Origin of the sequence: Roseinatronobacter bogoriensis DSM 18756, assembly GCF_004366635.1 — a bacterium.
GTDB lineage: Bacteria > Pseudomonadota > Alphaproteobacteria > Rhodobacterales > Rhodobacteraceae > Roseinatronobacter > Roseinatronobacter bogoriensis.
The window spans coordinates 927,014-942,909 of the sequence record NZ_SORN01000001.1 but is presented as its reverse complement, the minus strand read 5'-3'; the positions used below and the strand labels follow the sequence as shown (position 1 = coordinate 942,909).

The 15,896-nt window shown below is 58.2% G+C and carries 13 protein-coding genes; 7 read left to right on the top strand and 6 right to left on the bottom strand.

The genetic code is table 11. The features are described from left to right. Positions 1 to 26 precede the first annotated feature (26 nt). Complete coding sequence (locus EV660_RS04345; RefSeq protein ID WP_071481249.1) at positions 27 to 3,470, top strand: pyruvate carboxylase; 3,444 nt, start codon at positions 27 to 29, stop codon at positions 3,468 to 3,470. Positions 3,471 to 3,533: 63 nt separating this feature from the next. On the opposite strand, the gene fliP is transcribed toward EV660_RS04345, so the two are convergent. The 4 genes from fliP to fliF are packed head-to-tail and all read right to left on the bottom strand — an operon-like array spanning position 3,534 to position 6,712. Beyond that, a complete protein-coding gene (gene fliP, locus EV660_RS04340) occupies positions 3,534 to 4,271 on the bottom strand; it encodes a flagellar type III secretion system pore protein FliP (protein ID WP_071481250.1) in 738 nt (245 codons plus the stop codon). Positions 4,272 to 4,276: 5 nt separating this feature from the next. After that, positions 4,277 to 4,549: a FliM/FliN family flagellar motor switch protein gene (locus EV660_RS04335; protein WP_071481251.1), complete on the bottom strand. Its 273-nt coding sequence runs from the start codon at positions 4,547 to 4,549 to the stop codon at positions 4,277 to 4,279. Beyond that, positions 4,536 to 5,144 carry a FliH/SctL family protein gene (locus tag EV660_RS04330; protein WP_071481252.1) on the bottom strand — a complete coding sequence of 203 codons (609 nt, stop codon included), beginning with the start codon at positions 5,142 to 5,144 and terminating at the stop codon, positions 4,536 to 4,538. The genes EV660_RS04335 and EV660_RS04330 overlap by 14 nt, the downstream gene beginning before the upstream one ends. Continuing rightward, entirely contained in the window at positions 5,141 to 6,712 is a 1,572-nt protein-coding gene (gene fliF / locus EV660_RS04325; protein ID WP_071481253.1) for a flagellar basal-body MS-ring/collar protein FliF, read from the bottom strand. The genes EV660_RS04330 and fliF overlap by 4 nt, the downstream gene beginning before the upstream one ends. A gap of 117 nt (positions 6,713 to 6,829) precedes the next feature. Between fliF and EV660_RS04320 the strand changes: the two genes are divergently transcribed. The 6 genes from EV660_RS04320 (at position 6,830) to EV660_RS04295 (ending at position 13,247) form a co-directional block, all read left to right on the top strand. Then, complete coding sequence (locus EV660_RS04320) at positions 6,830 to 7,318, top strand: flagellar basal body-associated FliL family protein (RefSeq protein ID WP_071481254.1); 489 nt, start codon at positions 6,830 to 6,832, stop codon at positions 7,316 to 7,318. An 8-nt stretch (positions 7,319 to 7,326) separates the two neighbouring features. Continuing rightward, the gene (locus tag EV660_RS04315; RefSeq protein ID WP_071481255.1) at positions 7,327 to 7,779 is read left to right on the top strand and encodes a hypothetical protein; all 453 of its coding nucleotides are present in this window, start codon (positions 7,327 to 7,329) and stop codon (positions 7,777 to 7,779) included. After that, positions 7,776 to 8,348 carry a MotE family protein gene (locus EV660_RS04310; RefSeq protein ID WP_071481256.1) on the top strand — a complete coding sequence of 191 codons (573 nt, stop codon included), beginning with the start codon at positions 7,776 to 7,778 and terminating at the stop codon, positions 8,346 to 8,348. Before EV660_RS04315 ends, EV660_RS04310 begins: the two co-directional genes overlap by 4 nt. Positions 8,349 to 8,468: 120 nt before the next feature. Beyond that, positions 8,469 to 9,338: a flagellar motor stator protein MotA gene (gene motA / locus EV660_RS04305; protein ID WP_084634960.1), complete on the top strand. Its 870-nt coding sequence runs from the start codon at positions 8,469 to 8,471 to the stop codon at positions 9,336 to 9,338. Between the two features lie 3 nt (positions 9,339 to 9,341). Continuing rightward, positions 9,342 to 11,612, top strand: coding sequence for a hypothetical protein (locus EV660_RS04300; protein WP_100319178.1), 2,271 nt, complete (start codon positions 9,342 to 9,344; stop codon positions 11,610 to 11,612). A 294-nt stretch (positions 11,613 to 11,906) separates the two neighbouring features. Then, on the top strand, positions 11,907 to 13,247 hold the full coding sequence (locus EV660_RS04295) for an ATP-binding protein (RefSeq protein WP_071481259.1): 1,341 nt from the start codon (positions 11,907 to 11,909) through the stop codon (positions 13,245 to 13,247). On the opposite strand, the gene EV660_RS04290 is transcribed toward EV660_RS04295, so the two are convergent. Next, entirely contained in the window at positions 13,235 to 14,704 is a 1,470-nt protein-coding gene (locus EV660_RS04290) for a carboxypeptidase M32 (RefSeq protein WP_071481260.1), read from the bottom strand. The genes EV660_RS04295 and EV660_RS04290 overlap by 13 nt on opposite strands. After that, positions 14,701 to 15,855: a heme A synthase gene (ctaA, locus tag EV660_RS04285; protein WP_071481261.1), complete on the bottom strand. Its 1,155-nt coding sequence runs from the start codon at positions 15,853 to 15,855 to the stop codon at positions 14,701 to 14,703. Before ctaA ends, EV660_RS04290 begins: the two co-directional genes overlap by 4 nt. Positions 15,856 to 15,896: the final 41 nt, after the last annotated feature.

Here is a 15,896-nt window from a genome sequence, read left to right as displayed (position 1 = left end):
AGCGCTTTTTCTTCAAAGGGACACATATGGCCGCGTTCAAGAAAATTCTCATCGCCAACCGGGGTGAAATCGCCATCCGCATCATGCGGGCTGCAAATGAACTGGGCAAGCGAACTGTCGCTGTCTATGCAGAAGAGGACAAGCTTGGGTTGCATCGCTTCAAGGCAGATGAAGCCTACCGCATCGGCGAAGGGATGGGGCCGGTTGCAGCCTATCTGTCGATTGATGAGATCATAAGGGTTGCCAAAAGCTCTGGCGCGGATGCCATCCACCCCGGCTACGGTCTGCTGTCGGAGAACCCCGAACTGGTCGAAGCCTGTGTTGCGAATGGGATCACCTTTATCGGCCCCAAGGCCGAAACCATGCGCGCCCTTGGTGACAAGGCCAGCGCGCGGCGCGTTGCGATCGAGGCCGGTGTGCCGGTTATTCCTGCAACGGACCTGCTTGGCGACGATATGGACGAAATCCGCGCCATGGCCGACAAGATCGGCTATCCGCTGATGCTCAAGGCCAGCCATGGCGGCGGCGGGCGCGGTATGCGTGCGGTCAACGGCCCCGAGGAACTGGAAGCAAAGGTACGCGAGGGCCGGCGAGAGGCCGAGGCCGCCTTTGGCAATGGCGAAGGGTATCTGGAAAAGATGATCCAGCGCGCGCGCCATGTCGAGGTTCAGCTTCTGGGCGATACGCATGGCAATCTGTATCACCTGTATGAACGCGACTGCACCGTGCAGCGGCGCAACCAGAAAGTGGTCGAGCGCGCGCCCGCGCCCTATCTCAGCGAGGATCAGCGCGCCGAGATCTGCCAACTGGGTCTGAAAATCGGGCGCGCCGTCGGCTACCAGAACGCTGGAACCGTCGAATTCCTGATGGATATGGACGAAGGGAAATTCTATTTCATCGAGGTCAACCCCCGCGTTCAGGTCGAACATACCGTGACCGAAGAGGTGACGGGCATCGACATCGTCAAGGCGCAGATCCGCATCGCCGAAGGCGAAACCCTGTCCGAAGCGACAGGCACGCCCTCTCAGGGCGATGTGACCCTGTCAGGCCACGCGGTTCAATGCCGGATCACGACCGAAGACCCGCTGAACAACTTCATCCCCGATTACGGACGCCTGACCGCCTATCGCAGCGCCACAGGCATGGGCATCCGGCTTGATGGCGGCACAGCCTATGCAGGCGGCGTGATCACGCGCTATTACGATTCGCTGCTGGTCAAGGTCACAGCCTGGGCCCCGACCCCGACCGAAGCCATTGCCCGCATGGACCGCGCCTTGCGCGAATTCCGAATTCGGGGGGTCAGCACCAATATCGCCTTTGTGGAGAACCTGCTCAAACATCCGACCTTTTTGGATATGAGCTACACCACCAAATTCATCGACACGACCGAGGATCTGTTCCATTTCCGCAAACGCCGCGACCGGGCAACCAAGATCCTGACCTATATCGCGGATATTACCGTAAACGGGCATCCGGAAACTGTCGGTCGCGCAAGACCGCATGAGGGCCTGAAAACGCCTGTTGCGCCAAAGGTATCCGGCACCCCGCCACGCGGGGCCAAGCAGATTCTGGATGAACAAGGGCCTCAGGCCGTTGCCGACTGGATGGCGGCGCAAAAGCAGCTTTTGCTGACCGATACCACCATGCGCGATGCGCATCAGTCACTGCTGGCCACGCGGATGCGCTCGATCGACATGATCCGTGTTGCCCCGGCCTATGCGCATATGCTGCCGCAACTTTTCTCGGTCGAATGTTGGGGGGGCGCGACCTTTGACGTGGCCTATCGCTTCTTGCAAGAATGCCCCTGGCAGCGCCTGCGTGACCTGCGCGAACGTATGCCCAATCTGATGACGCAAATGCTGCTGCGCGCCTCGAACGGGGTGGGCTATACCAATTACCCGGACAATGTGGTGCAGTTCTTTGTGAAACAGGCCGCCGAAACCGGCGTGGATGTCTTCCGCGTTTTTGACAGCCTGAACTGGGTCGAGAACATGCGCGTGGCCATGGACGCCGTCATCGAGGCTGGCAAGGTCTGCGAAGGCACGATCTGCTACACGGGCGATATCCTGAACCCGGATCGCGCGAAATACGACCTGAAATACTATGTCGCCATGGGCAAGGATTTGCGCGATGCAGGGGCGCATGTTCTTGGGTTGAAAGACATGGCTGGCCTGCTGAAACCTGCGTCTGCCCGCATTCTGGTCAAGGCGCTGAAAGAGGAAGTGGGCCTGCCAATCCATTTCCACACCCATGATACAGGCGGGATCGCAGGTGCAACAATCCTTGCCGCCGCCGAAGCCGGTGTGGACGCAGCCGATGCGGCGATGGATTCCTTCTCTGGCAACACCTCTCAGCCAACACTCGGTTCCATCGTCGAGGCCCTGCGCTTTACAGACCGCGACACGGGTCTGGACATGAAGGCTATTCGCAAGATTTCGGATTACTGGGAAGATGTGCGACTGCATTACGCCGCGTTTGAATCTGCCCAGCAGGCCCCCTCTTCCGAAGTCTATCTGCACGAAATGCCAGGCGGGCAGTTTACCAATCTCAAGGCGCAGGCGCGCTCGATGGGGCTGGAAGAACGCTGGCCGGAAATCGCGCGGACCTATGCCGATGTGAACATGATGTTCGGCGATATCGTGAAGGTCACCCCTTCCTCCAAGGTGGTCGGCGACATGGCCCTGATGATGGTCAGCCAGGGCTTGACCCGCGCCGATGTCGAGAATCCGGACAAGGATGTCAGCTTCCCGGATTCTGTCATTGACATGCTGCGTGGCAATCTGGGCCAACCCCCCGGCGGCTGGCCAGAGAAAATTCTGCACAAGGTGCTGAAAAACGAGGCCCCGCAGACCGAACGGCCCGGAAAACACCTGCCCCCGGTTGATCTGGAAGCCGTGCGCGCAAAGCTGATCGAGGATCTTGAAGGACTCAAGGTCGACGATGAGGATCTGAACGGATACCTCATGTATCCCAAAGTATTTCTGGATTACATGGGCCGCCACCGTGTCTATGGCCCGGTGCGGACCCTGCCAACCCGAACATTCTTTTACGGAATGGAACCCGGAGAAGAGATTTCCGCCGAAATTGACCCGGGCAAGACGCTTGAAATTCGCCTTATCACCCTTGGAGAGACAACCGATGATGGTGATGCGAAAGTGTTTTTCGAATTGAACGGACAGCCACGTACAATTCGCATCCCCAATCGCGAGGTCAAGGCAAAGACTGCGCAGCGTATGAAGGCAGACCCGGCAAACCCGGACCACATCGGCGCGCCAATGCCGGGGGCGATTGCCTCTGTCGCGGTCAGCGCTGGCAAGACAGTCAAGGCGGGCGATCTGTTGCTGACGATTGAGGCCATGAAGATGGAAACGGGCCTTCATGCCGACCGCGATGCGACCGTGAAAGCGGTGCATGTGCAACCCGGTGCCCAGATCGAAGCGAAAGACCTGCTGATCGAACTGGAAGGCTAACTAAAAAGACGCGCGCGCAGCGGCCACTGGCCAAACTGCGCGCGCTATTGTGCCTGGGGTTACTTAGAAATAGCTGCGCACAAGCGCTTCTGAAATCAGTCGCCACCCATCTGCAATAACAAAGAACGACAGTTTGAAAGGCAACGAAACGATGGCTGGCGGCACCATCATCATGCCCATCGACATCAACACCGCCGCAACGACCAGATCGATAATAAGAAACGGCAGGAAAACCAGAAAGCCGATCTGAAAGGCGCGCGCCACTTCACTCAACATGAAAGAGGGCACCAGCACCGAAAGTGGCGTATCAACTGACGGGGCGGTTTCCACACCGGGGCGCAGACTGGCAAGGCTCTCGAATGTCGCGGCATCCACGCGTGCCAGCATGAAATGACGAAACGGCTCTACTACCTGCACGAAAGCTTCATCCGGACCGATTACCCCGTCATTCAAGGGCACAATCCCCGCCTGCCATGCCGCCACGAAGACAGGTTCCATCACGAAATAGGTCAGAAACAGCGCCAGTGACACGATCAGCATGTTGGGCGGCGACTGCATCAGACCCAGTGCCTGTCGCAGGATCGCAAGCACCGTGACGATGAAGGGGAAACAGGTCACCATCACAAGAATGCCCGGTGCAAGGCTCAGAAGTGTCAGAACCAGCAGCAGTTGCACCGTGCGGACACTCAGCGCGCCACCATCGCCGAAATCGACACTGATCTCCTGCGCATGTGCCGCAAGACCACCAGAAACCAGAAAGATGAAGGCCAGCAGAGCGATATGTAATATGGGGTGTCGCATGGTGCCTACAGCGCGTCACGCAAATCGATGATCTCGGTCAGCCGCACGCCAAGAAAGCCCGCCTGCTCGCCTTCCAGTTCCTGCAACATGCCGCGCGCGATCAGCTTGTCGCCGATATAGAGTTCAACCGGGTCATCAACCCTGCGATCCAGAACGAGCACCGAGTCGCGCCGCAATTTCATCAAATCGCGCACGATCGGGCGCGCGCGCCCAACGGAAATCGCGATCTCGATCGGAACCTGATTAAGAATGCCGCTGGTCAGGTCACGCTCTTCCATATGCTGTCTCCTGTTCGATATTTGTGCCGTAATGCTGCGCGAACATCTCGCGCATTTTATGAAGAAGGCCACTCAGGTCGATGTCGCGTTCCTGACTGTCCAGACGAAGTGATAGTTGAGACTCAGAGAAACTGGGTTCTTCGACCAGCTCGATCTTTATCTGGGTGCAGGATGCGACCACCTCTGCCAAACGCTCTCGGGCGCCAGGGGCGCAAACAAGCTGCACATCGGCACGCGTGTTCTGTGCGACCACGGCCGCCAGCTCTGCCGAGAGAAAAGCAGGCAAGGCAAGACGTACTGCCTCTGGCAACAGCTTTTCCAGCATCGCATGCGTCAGCGCAAGGAATGACCCGACCAGCGCCTGATGCGCTTCATTATAGCTGAAACCGATTGCCTGTAGCGCCTCTTGCGCTGCGATAGTGCGCAATTCATCTTCATTGCGCATCTGCTCCAACGCATCCTGCCAGCCTGCGGCATAGCCTTCCTCATAGGCTTGCTCACGCAGTTTTTCGGCCTGAAACCTGTCAAGCAGCGGGGCCTCGGCGTCTGCATGACCCAGATCGAAAACTTCAAGGTTCAGCATGGCTTGTTTCATGACGGTTCCTTGCGTTCGTCCATCCAGTGCCGCAACACCTGAACCGAATCGTCTCCGCGTTCCGCAATCAGACGGCGCATCCGCTCAACAGGGTCGTCTATTTGCTCAAAGGCATCGTTGCCCATCGGCTCGAATTGTGTAGGACTCGCAGTCGCAGGCTCCAACAGCGGCGGGGAAAATGGCTCGAATGGGTCTTCTGCGGCGGCATTTCCCTTCGCCTCGGTAATGGCACGCAGAATCGGGCGAAGCACAAAGAGTGCGATCACGATCAGCGCAGCAAGCAGGAATGCCCATTTGATCAATGACATAAGGTCCAGATTATTGAGCGAAAAGAACCCCGTCCGTGCCTCGGTTCCGATGGCGGCCACCGGCTCGAATGGCAGCGAGCGCAGCGTGATGACATCGCCTCGCGCTTCATCAAACCCGACAGCCGAAGCCACCAGTTCACGCAAGGCTTCCAGTTCTTCGGGCGGGCGGGGGGCCCATGAAAGCGTGCCATCCTCGGCAGGGCTGCGCACACCGTCTATCAATACCGCAACGGTCATACGGCGGATAGAACCGGGGTTGCGCTCAATCTCGCGCCGCGTTTCGGAGACTTCAAAATTCGTGCGTTGGCGGGTTTGGGTTTCGCGCGATTCTGAACTGCCATCTGCCGATGCTGCGTCGCCGTCGGGCAGATTGCTGGCAACAGTAACGCCTTGTTGACGCGAATCAGTGCTCGTGGTGCTGTTCTCTTCCACTTCACTGCTGATCGCGACGCGCGTGTCGGGGTCAATCCGGCGCTCGTGGATAATTTCCTTGTCAGTCAGCGTCTCGATGCTCAACTCGACCACGGCGCGACCATGGCCAACATGCGCTTCAAGAAGACGCTCTACATTGCGGCGTAGTTCCTGGCTGCGGTCACTGCTGGACGCTGCGGGCGAAGCATCTGTTTCGGGACCGTAGACAAGCCCACCCGCACCATCGATCACCGACACGTGGTCCGGGGTCATGCCAGCCACGGCAGAGGCGACAAGAAACCGGATCGCGCGTGCCTGCGCCCCGCTCAGCACAGCAGAGGTTGTGGTAACTGTTACCGATGCCGTCGGCACGTTGTCACGCCGGAAACCGGCAGAGCTGGCCTGCGCAATATGGACACGCGCCGTGCGGATATGAGAGCTAGCGACGATTGTTCGCGCCAACTCACCCTCTTTGGCCCGCCAATATGCAGCATCGAACATCTGCGATGTGGTGCCAAACCCGGTCAGCGACTCAAGCAGTTCATAGCCTGAATGCGAATTGGCCGGCAGTCCATTCGCCGCCAGCATAAGCCGCGTCTCGTCACGCAGCCGCGACGGCACAAAAATTGCATCCGCGCGCACATCATAGGCAATGCCCCGCGCCTCCAGCGTCTGAATGACCTCGCCCGCGGCCGCTTCTTCCAAGCCCGAATAAAGAAGCGACATGCCCGGCGCGGTCGCAACTTTCACAAGCATCATGATCGTCGCGAACATCGCGACGCTGGCGCCAATGGCCATAATGCGCCGTTTTCCATCCAATGCGTTCCACACGGATAAAAGCTGCTGCACTGCGAATCTCCTTCATATCGGCTTCTGCCGTCAAAGGGGTTTTCGCAGCCATCGCTTAACATTCGGTTAGTCACATTGTGCGAAAACAGGGAAGTCCGAAATTAATGGAAAATTGTCATGTCCGAACTCACAGACCCGACAGACGCGGCCGCAACGCAGTCGTCCAAGAAGGGAAAACTCCTGCCGATCCTGTTGGGTCTGGTGGGGGCCGCCAGCCTGGGCGGCGGGGCCTTCTATGCTGTATATACAGGGCTTGTGCTGTCACCGAATCCCGACCAGCCCACAGCGCCTGCGCATGTCGTAAAAGATTTCAGTTTTGTGCCGATCGACGTGATTACCATCTCGCTCCCCCCCCAAAGCGGCGCACGGTTTTTGCGATTCGCCGGGCAGATCGAGGTCGCGGACTCCTCTCTTGAGACGATGATGCATATGCAACCTCGGTTTATCGACCTTATAAACACCTATCTTCACGCGGTCGATATTGATGACCTCAGAGAGCCCGCTGCCCTGATACGGCTGCGCGCGCAAATCCTGCGCCGCCTCCAGATGATTGCAGGTGACGGGCATGTGCGGGATTTTCTCATTACTGAATTCATACTTGATTGAGGGATAAAATGGAGATTTTGATTGACCTTGCAGTTGCCTGTGCGGCGCTCCTTGCTGCGGCCTATTGCCTGCTTTTGTCGCGTCGACTGCGCGCTTTGACACGTCTGGACAGTGATGTGGGCAAGGCGATTGCCGTTTTGTCCAAGCAAGTAGATGATCTGACCAAGGCCCTTGTCGCGGCTGAGAAATCCAATACCTCGGCTGGGGCAGCGCTTGGCCAGCAGATTTCGAAGGCGGAAGCAACTGCCAGACAGCTTGAATTGCTGATGGCTGCCGGTCAGGCGGGCGGCCTACAGACCGCAACACGCTCAAAGGACGGGAACGACTTTCAACCTGAACACAACTCTGCATCTCCGGAAGAAGACGAGTTCAGCCCGATACACCGCACCCCGACGCGCATCGCGTCAGAGCCTCGTCGGCGTGTCCTGCGCCACCGAGAATACGCGGGAGATGGGGTATGACCGCCACATCCCAAAGCAGTCGCTCGGGTGTCATGCTGATTCTGGCGGGCTTGTTCTTCCTAGCGGGGCTCTCACGCATCGGGCTTGGCGTGGCAGAGGTTCTTGCAGCAGACACGCGCATTGAAGAGCCACCGGCAGCACTGCCGGTCGAACAGGAAGCGACCGATCCCGGCGATTTGTATGCCGCCCTTCAGGCGCGCATGGCCCAACTGGACGCCCGGGAGAAAGAGTTGCAAGAGCGCGCCAATACCCTGCGTGACGCAGAAGCAGAGTTGCGCAACAATATCGAACAACTTGTCGAAGCTGAGGCTAAACTCACGGCCACTTTGCGCCTGACCGAAACTGCGGCGGAGGATGACCTCAAACATCTGACGACAGTTTTCGAAAGCATGAAACCCCTCCAGGCCGCAGAACTTTTCTCGCAGATGGACACCGAATTTGCTGCCGGATTTGTATCAAGATTGCGGCCGGAATTCGCTGGAGAGGTGATGTCTGCGCTCGATCCGCTGACAGCCTACGGCATCAGCGCCGTCCTTGCCGGCCGGCATGCCAGAACCCCGCGCAACTGATCGGCAAAACAACCGCGCGCGGGTAAGCGCATCTTAATATTCACGTGCGAGACTTAGCTGGATGGATGAGCGCGTCTGCTCACCAATCTGACCACCCCTGCCCAGATTGATAGGTATATCGTGTTTGCGTTAGTTGGAATTCTTCTTGTCTTTGGAATGGTCTTTGGTGGCTACCTTGGTTCTGGTGGTACGATGGGCATTATCCTGAAAGCCTTGCCTTTTGAGATTGTCATGATCGGCGGCGCTGCGATTGGCGGGTTTATTCTTGGCAATGACTCTGGCACGGTCAAAGCAACGGGCCGCGATATGGGACGCATATTCAAAGGCGTCAAATGGGCGCCCGATGATTATCGCGATCTTCTCTGCCTGATGTTCGAATTGATCTGGCTGTCGAAACAGAATCCTGTCGCCGTCGAAGAACACATCGAGGCGCCAAACGACTCGAGCATTTTCTCTCGTTATCCAAAGCTTCAGGCGGATTCCGACGTGATGGAGCTGATCTGTGATACATTGCGCGCCGCCTCTATGAACTACGATGATCCACATCAGGTGGAAGAGGTTCTGGATAAACGGCTGGACGCGCGCAAGCATCACGCGCTCCATACCAGCCACGCCGTGCAGGTTGTCGCTGACGCACTGCCTGCTTTGGGAATCGTCGCCGCCGTGCTTGGCATCATCAAGACCATGGGATCGATTGATGAACCGCCTGAAATACTTGGCGCAATGATCGGCGGAGCCTTGACTGGTACATTTCTTGGCGTGTTTCTTGCGTACGGCTTTGTGGGGCCTATCGCAGGGCGCATGCGTGCAATCGTGGAAGAAGACGATCATTTCTATCAGCTTATCCGCGAAGTCATGATTGCCAACCTGCATTCCCATCCGGCAAATATCTGCATCGAGGTTGGCCGACAGAATGCGCCGCATCACTATCGTCCAGACTTCAGCGACCTCGAAGCCGCCATGCGCGAACTCAAGAAAAACGCGGCCTGACCCATGCGACGCTTTTTTCGGGTGCTGACCATATCTCTCGCAAGCCTCGTGCCTGCCGCAGCTTCGGCGCAGCCACAATCCGTGCAGGTCCAGGCCGGAGAACATGCCGATTACACAAGGCTTATCCTCAACATCCCTGCACAAAGCGACTGGAGTCTTGTCCGAGATAGCGTTTCCGCGCGACTGGAGATTGCGGGCGATGACGTGGAGTTTGATCTGTCACAGACTTTCTCACGCATACCAAGAACCAGATTACGCGACATACGCGCCTCTGAAGCCGGGCTCGACCTTTACCTGGCATGTGAGTGCGATGTTCAGGCCCGCGAAGATATCCCTCAATTCCTGATCATCGACATTATCGGGACACGGAATGATGCTGTCTACGCACCACTTACAGCCCCCCGCCCTGCTGTACGCCCGAACAACCTGATACAATCCCCGTCCGGCGACACCCCGGACCCACGACGCGCGGGCCAGATGCTTGCACGCGCACTTCGCGGCGAGACAAAGCGTTCGGGACCCGCACCAGCAACGATTGGTCTGACAGATGCGCCTGCACTGTCACGTTTGCTGGCCCAGCAGGTAACCTTGGGCGATGACACACCGCCCCAGTCACAAATCACACATGAAATCAGCCAGGTCCTTGCCAGTTCCGTGTCATCCGGAATCTTGCAACCCGTCAGTGATTTTTCGCTCGCGCCCTCACCAGCAGGCCCGCCCTTCTCCAAGGACCCGCTGGCTGATGCGCATTTCGCCGTTGTGACGGGCGATCGAACCAAGCTATCCGAAAGAGGGCAGAGCGTTACAGAATGCCCTGACAGCAGCTTTTTTGACCCGTCTGCGTGGAACATCCCGATAGACCGTTCCGAGCCATCCTTTCGGTTCCAAGACCTGTTCAACGCATTGGATCAGGTTGATGAACAACAGGTCCTGGAACTGGCAAGGGAATTCTTGTTCGTCGGCTTTGGCGCAGAGGCCCGTCTGGTCTTGTCTCTGCTTGAAGCGCCACCGGAACACACGCAGATCCTTGCTGCGATCAGCTATCTGGTGGACATCTCAGAGTTGCCGCCGATGCATGATCTTGAGAATTTGCGCGGATGCAGCCCAATGGGCAGCCTCTGGACATTCCTCAGCGCTCCAGATGACGCGCAATCCGAGGGCTTCTCCAGCGATCATCTGGTGCAAGCGCTGCAAAAGCTGCCACCGCGCCTGAGGCTGCATCTGGGCCCGGTCGTGATTCAAAGACTGGTCAGAGCAGGGTTTTCGGAGGAAGCGAAAGTTATTCATGCCGCGCTGGATCGTATCGCAGAACACGATTCTTCGGCGCTGACACTCGCCCGCGTATCGGTGGATTTGCCGAATGTCGCCCCGGAAGAGGCCCAATTTCTTGAAAGAGCGCTGTCACCTGAAAGGTCAGATGATGACCTCCTCTTTTTGCTCAATCGACGCGTAGCAAGTGAAGACCCTGTGGAAAACATAGTTTTGGAGGCCGCAACCACCCGCCTTTTTGCGCTGCGCGGATCGGAAACTGGCCGCGAAATTGCAAGGCTTGTCATCAAAGCCAAGACACAGGCAGGTGATTTTCAAGGCGCATTCGACATTCTGGATGGGCGTGATGCAGCGCTCGACCTTGCCAGCAGCCAGACCCTGCGTGCCCATATTCTTGAAAATGCGGTCACGGACGCGGATGATGTCGGGTTTGTCACGCTCATCTTTGACCAGCGCCCTTGGAGTCTGGCGTATCTGCCAGACTCTCTGGCACAAGACATTTCAGCGCGCCTGCGCCATCTGGGGTTTGATCTGCAAGCCGAATTGATCGACGATGCACAGCTCAAAACGACTTCGGACATGCAATCCACAGCGCAACCGGTGGAACATCTGACGACGACGCGGGAATCTGGCCAAGGGCCGGACGACGAAGGCTTGCCCCTCCTGACAGAGGTAGTCCCCCATGGCGACATTGCACGCGCGCGCGCGGCCCAGTCGTTGCAACGCGCCTCAGAAGAACGTGCTTCGAGGTTCAACGCCGCCCTGCCCGCCGCGGAGGCACCACCAACCGCAACGCAAGGCCTGCCGCAGCGTCCGACAGAACAGGCAGAACCAGTTCCAGAAACAGGCGAAGGGCCGTTTGCGCGCAACCCCGAAGGCCAGCCCCCAGCCCTCGACGCGCTGGCAGAACCGGGATTGTTGTCACAAGGCCGCGATGCGCTTGCACAAAGCGCCGATCTGAGAGCACGCATCCAGACACTACTGGAACCAGCCGCCACGCAATAACCGGGCACGGCAAGGCATGAAGCAAAGGTTTGCGGTGTTTCCACATATGATGGCTTGTATCACGTCGTTCTGTGAGTGATCTGATGCAACACCACACAGGCAATTGGCAAAAGTGCGAAGGCAGCGCAGGATTGCCAGTCCCGTCACCAGCGCAGAGTGACCCCCAGGTCACTCTGCGACCGGCGGCTGCGCGTTTCATTCCGCGTCAACTCAGTCGAAGATGATCGCTTACCAGCCCATATCTTTCGATCATGCTATCTTGTGGGACACATCACCCTTGCATATGGTCCGGTCATGCGGCGTCGATTTTATCAATATCTGTTTCCAGCCAGTTTTTACGGGCGCGCGATCCTGATTCTGATCATTCCGATCATCGCAATCCAGATCGTGCTGTCAGTCGTCTTCATCCAGCGGCACTACGAACGTGTTACCGCACAAATGACCACAAACATTCTGCGCGACATCAGGTTTCTGACAGAACGGCTCAATGCCAGCCCCGCCCCTCAGACCGTCATGGATGAATTGTCCGATCTTGTGGATATTTTGCAAATTGATATCCGGTTGCCATCTGACGACCTTGTTATGCCCGAGCAGGAGCAGGTCGGTCGCTTTGATCTTGCCGGAAGAGAGATCCTTCGTGTGCTGCGCGCGGATCTGTCCTCCTATCGCACGGCTGACCTGACACGGTCATCAAGTACTGTGCGGCTATGGATCGACAGCCGCCACGGCATTCTTGAAATTCAATTGCCGCGCCGTCTGGTGACAACTTCCAATCCGCATCAACTGCTTGTCATCGTGTTTCTTGCATCCGTGCTTATGACGCTGATAGCGTTTCAGTTCCTGAGGCTGCAAATCCGGCCCATTCGCAGGCTTGGTGCCGCAGCCGAGGCCTATGGACGCGGCGAAAGCGTTGCATTGCGTGCGACCGGTGCGCGCGAAATCAGGGCAGCGGCGCATGGCTTTATCGACATGCGCAACCGGATCGAACGCCAGCGCGCACAACAGAAGATCATGCTTTCCGGCGTCAGCCATGACATGCGCACCCCCCTGACGCGGATGCGCCTGATCCTGTCGATGATGCCCGAGGGTGACGATCGCACGGCGCTGGAAATTGAGATTGCCGACCTTGAGAAAAGGCTGGACGGGTTTCTGGACTATACACGCGGTCAGGCACAGGAAGAGCGTCAAGCAACAGACCCGCTGGCCCTGATCGCAAACCTGGTAGAGCGCTATCTTGCGGCGGGCCATGAAATCACATTGACACCCCCCAAAAAGCGGCCAAAGCCGGTCTTTCTGCACGCCGGGAGTATTGCGCGTGCGCTGGACAATCTGATCAGCAATGCGTTGCGACATTCAAACCGCGTGGCCGTGCAACTCTCTGTAAGCCCGGATTGGCTGGAATATTGCGTCGAGGATGACGGCCCCGGCATTCCACCAGAAGATCGCGCGCGCGCCTGCGAACCCTTTGTTCGGCTGGATGAGGCGCGCAATTCCGAGAGCGGCGGAATGGGCTTGGGCCTTGCCATCGCGGCAGAGGCCGCGCGCGCGCATGGCGGCACCCTAGGACTGGAAGACAGTGCAACCTTGGGCGGCTTGCGTGCTGTCTTGCGCCTGCCCGCACGTCAGAGCTTGTAAAGCTCTGTGAATTTGGCCTCAAGGTAATCCATCAGCGGCCCCTCATCCGGGTCAAACCCACAGGCATTGGCAATCGTCTGCCTTGGCCCATTCAAGGCCCCAAATTTTTGCAACCGCGCATTCAGCCAGCCCGTTGCCGCACTGGTATCGCCCGCACTTAACTGGGCATCCAGGTCAGGCAAATCCGCGCGCAATGTCTGGTAGAGGCAGCCAGCATAGATATTGCCCAGCGCATAGGTGGGGAAATAACCAAATAGCCCGACCGACCAATGCACATCCTGCAACACGCCATTGGCAGGCCTGTCCACCGGATAGCCGAAATCGGCCTCAAACCGGGTATTCCACGCCTCTTCCAGATCACCTGCTTCAAGCGCGCCACGGATAAGGGCGCGTTCCAGATCGAAGCGCAGCATGATATGCAGGTTATACTGCACCTCATCGGCCTCGGTCCGGATATAGCCAGTGTTCACACGGTTTGCGGCGGCATAGAAACCATCGGCATCCGCCACGCTGAGCGCGCCGAATTCCTGCTCCATCGCGCCATATAGCCAGCCGCAGAATGCCCGCGAACGGCCAAGCTGGTTTTCGTAAATCCGGCTTTGGCTTTCATGCACCCCCATAGAGACGCCGCGCCCTATCGGGGTCAGCGCATATGCAGCATCTACGCCCTGTTCATAGGCGGCATGGCCCACTTCATGGATCGTCGAATACAGGCAGTTGAAAGGCTCTTCTACAGCGACGCGGGTGGTAATGCGCACGTCATCACCGGACCCGGAAGAGAACGGGTGCACCGCAAGGTCGATACGGCCACGGGTGAAATCATAGCCAAAATGCTCCGCCAGCCTGCGCGAAATGCGCATTTGCCCTTCCTGGGCGAAGTGCCCTGTCAGCGCAGGCGGGGTGTCGGCGCCAAGAATCGCTTCGCGCAAGGCCACCAGCCGGGGGCGCATCCGGTCGAACGTTGCCGCGACCGTGTCGGAACTGGTTTGCGGCTCGTAATCATCCATCAAGGCGTCATACGGGTCGCCGCCCCCTGCAATGGCCTGCCCTTCCTCACGCCTCAGGGCGATCATCTGGGTCAGCCAAGGCAAAAAGGCCGATACATTGCCAGCAAGCCGCGCCTCTTCCCAAGCAGTTTGCGCCAAGGGCGTGATCCGCGCCAGTTCCGATGCAAGTCGCGCAGGAACCTTGGTGTTGCGCGCATAGTCCCGGCGCAATTCTCGCAGGATGGCGGCGCCCGCCTCATCCGGGGCTTCGGCCTGATCCAGCCATTCACCCAGACGCGGATCAGTGCGGCGCGCATGCAGCACCTCTTCCAATGCCGCCATTTCTTCCGAGCGTTGGGCATTCGCACCGCGCGGCATTACGGTTTGTTGATCCCATCCCAGTCGCCCCGAGATCTGGGCCAAGGCTTCGGTCTGGCGCGCAAAGGCCAATAGATCTTGATATGCACTCATGCTGTGGCTCCTTTTGTGCGCAGGCTGTCAAAGCGCGGGAATTGTGCCAGATGGCGCGCGCGAATGATGACGACCCAAAGCAATACCGCTGTTGCCTGATGTGCAATGCCCAATTGCCAGGGCGCACCATACATAACCGTCACAATACCAAGCGCGATCTGCGCGCCCATGATCAGGATCATCGTGTTAAAGGCCGCGCGCGTGGCCGAATGGCTGGATTTGCGCCCCCGCAACCAGGCGATCAGGGCAAAAATCGCCAGCAAATATCCCGCTTTGCGATGGATGAATTGCGTTGTGGCAGGGTTTTCAAAGAAATTCATCCAGAGCGGCTGCATCGCCAGCAGTTCTGGCGGCAGGAAAACGCCATTCATCAAGGGCCAGTCCGTATAGCCCCGTCCGGCGTCAATGCCTGCGACCAGCGCCCCAAGGATGATTTGCAGAAAGGCGAAATGCATCAGCCCCGTAGACATGGAATATAACTTGCCCTCGCGCGCACGGCGTGCCGCGATCAACTCTGCCTCGGGGCGGTTCAGCAGGAAGGTATACCACGCGATCAGCCCCAGAATGACGAATGCCAACCCCAGATGCACAGCCAGCCTGTAAGAGGCGACTGCAACCATCCCCTCAGTCAGGCCAGAGGCCACCATCCACCAGCCAATCGCGCCTTGCACACCGCCCAGCGCCCCCAACATCAGCAAGCGCGGCGTCCAGCCGGTCGGAATACGTTTCGTCAACCAGAACGCCAGAAACCCGATCCCCCAGACCAGCCCGATCACGCGGCCAAGCTGGCGGTGGCCCCATTCCCACCAGTAGATGATCTTGAATTCATCCAGCGTCATGCCGCGATTGACCAGTTGGTACTGGTCGATCTGGCGGTATTTCTCGAACTCTTCCTGCCACATCTCGGCATTCAGCGGCGGGATGGACCCGGTGACAGGGCGCCATTCGGTGATCGACAGGCCGCTATCAGTCAACCGCGTCATGCCGCCAACAACGATCATCAGGCACACCAGTGCAAAGAGCAACATCAGCCAGATTCTGATAGCGCCGCGCGCGCCTTTCGGGTGACGATCAATCACTCCGGTTGTCGGGGCTGTACGGGGGGTAGATGTGTCGCTGACATCTTCAAAAATCGCGCGTTTGCGGGCCATCTGGCGCTCCTGTCTCAGTCTCGCGGAAGCTAGTGTGTGCA

What these genes read in the sequence shown, in the direction of transcription:
- EV660_RS04320 (WP_071481254.1), top strand. Translation starts at nt 6,830, where the DNA reads ATGTCCGAACTCACAGACCCGACAGACGCGGCCGCAACGCAGTCGTCC.
- EV660_RS04315 (WP_071481255.1), top strand. Translation starts at nt 7,327, where the DNA reads ATGGAGATTTTGATTGACCTTGCAGTTGCCTGTGCGGCGCTCCTTGCT.
- EV660_RS04335 (WP_071481251.1), bottom strand. Translation starts at nt 4,549, where the DNA reads ATGGAAGAGCGTGACCTGACCAGCGGCATTCTTAATCAGGTTCCGATC.
- EV660_RS04345 (WP_071481249.1), top strand. Translation starts at nt 27, where the DNA reads ATGGCCGCGTTCAAGAAAATTCTCATCGCCAACCGGGGTGAAATCGCC.
- EV660_RS04310 (WP_071481256.1), top strand. Translation starts at nt 7,776, where the DNA reads ATGACCGCCACATCCCAAAGCAGTCGCTCGGGTGTCATGCTGATTCTG.
- EV660_RS04300 (WP_100319178.1), top strand. Translation starts at nt 9,342, where the DNA reads ATGCGACGCTTTTTTCGGGTGCTGACCATATCTCTCGCAAGCCTCGTG.
- EV660_RS04295 (WP_071481259.1), top strand. Translation starts at nt 11,907, where the DNA reads ATGCGGCGTCGATTTTATCAATATCTGTTTCCAGCCAGTTTTTACGGG.
- fliP (WP_071481250.1), bottom strand. Translation starts at nt 4,271, where the DNA reads ATGCGACACCCCATATTACATATCGCTCTGCTGGCCTTCATCTTTCTG.
- EV660_RS04290 (WP_071481260.1), bottom strand. Translation starts at nt 14,704, where the DNA reads ATGAGTGCATATCAAGATCTATTGGCCTTTGCGCGCCAGACCGAAGCC.
- EV660_RS04330 (WP_071481252.1), bottom strand. Translation starts at nt 5,144, where the DNA reads ATGAAACAAGCCATGCTGAACCTTGAAGTTTTCGATCTGGGTCATGCA.
- ctaA (WP_071481261.1), bottom strand. Translation starts at nt 15,855, where the DNA reads ATGGCCCGCAAACGCGCGATTTTTGAAGATGTCAGCGACACATCTACC.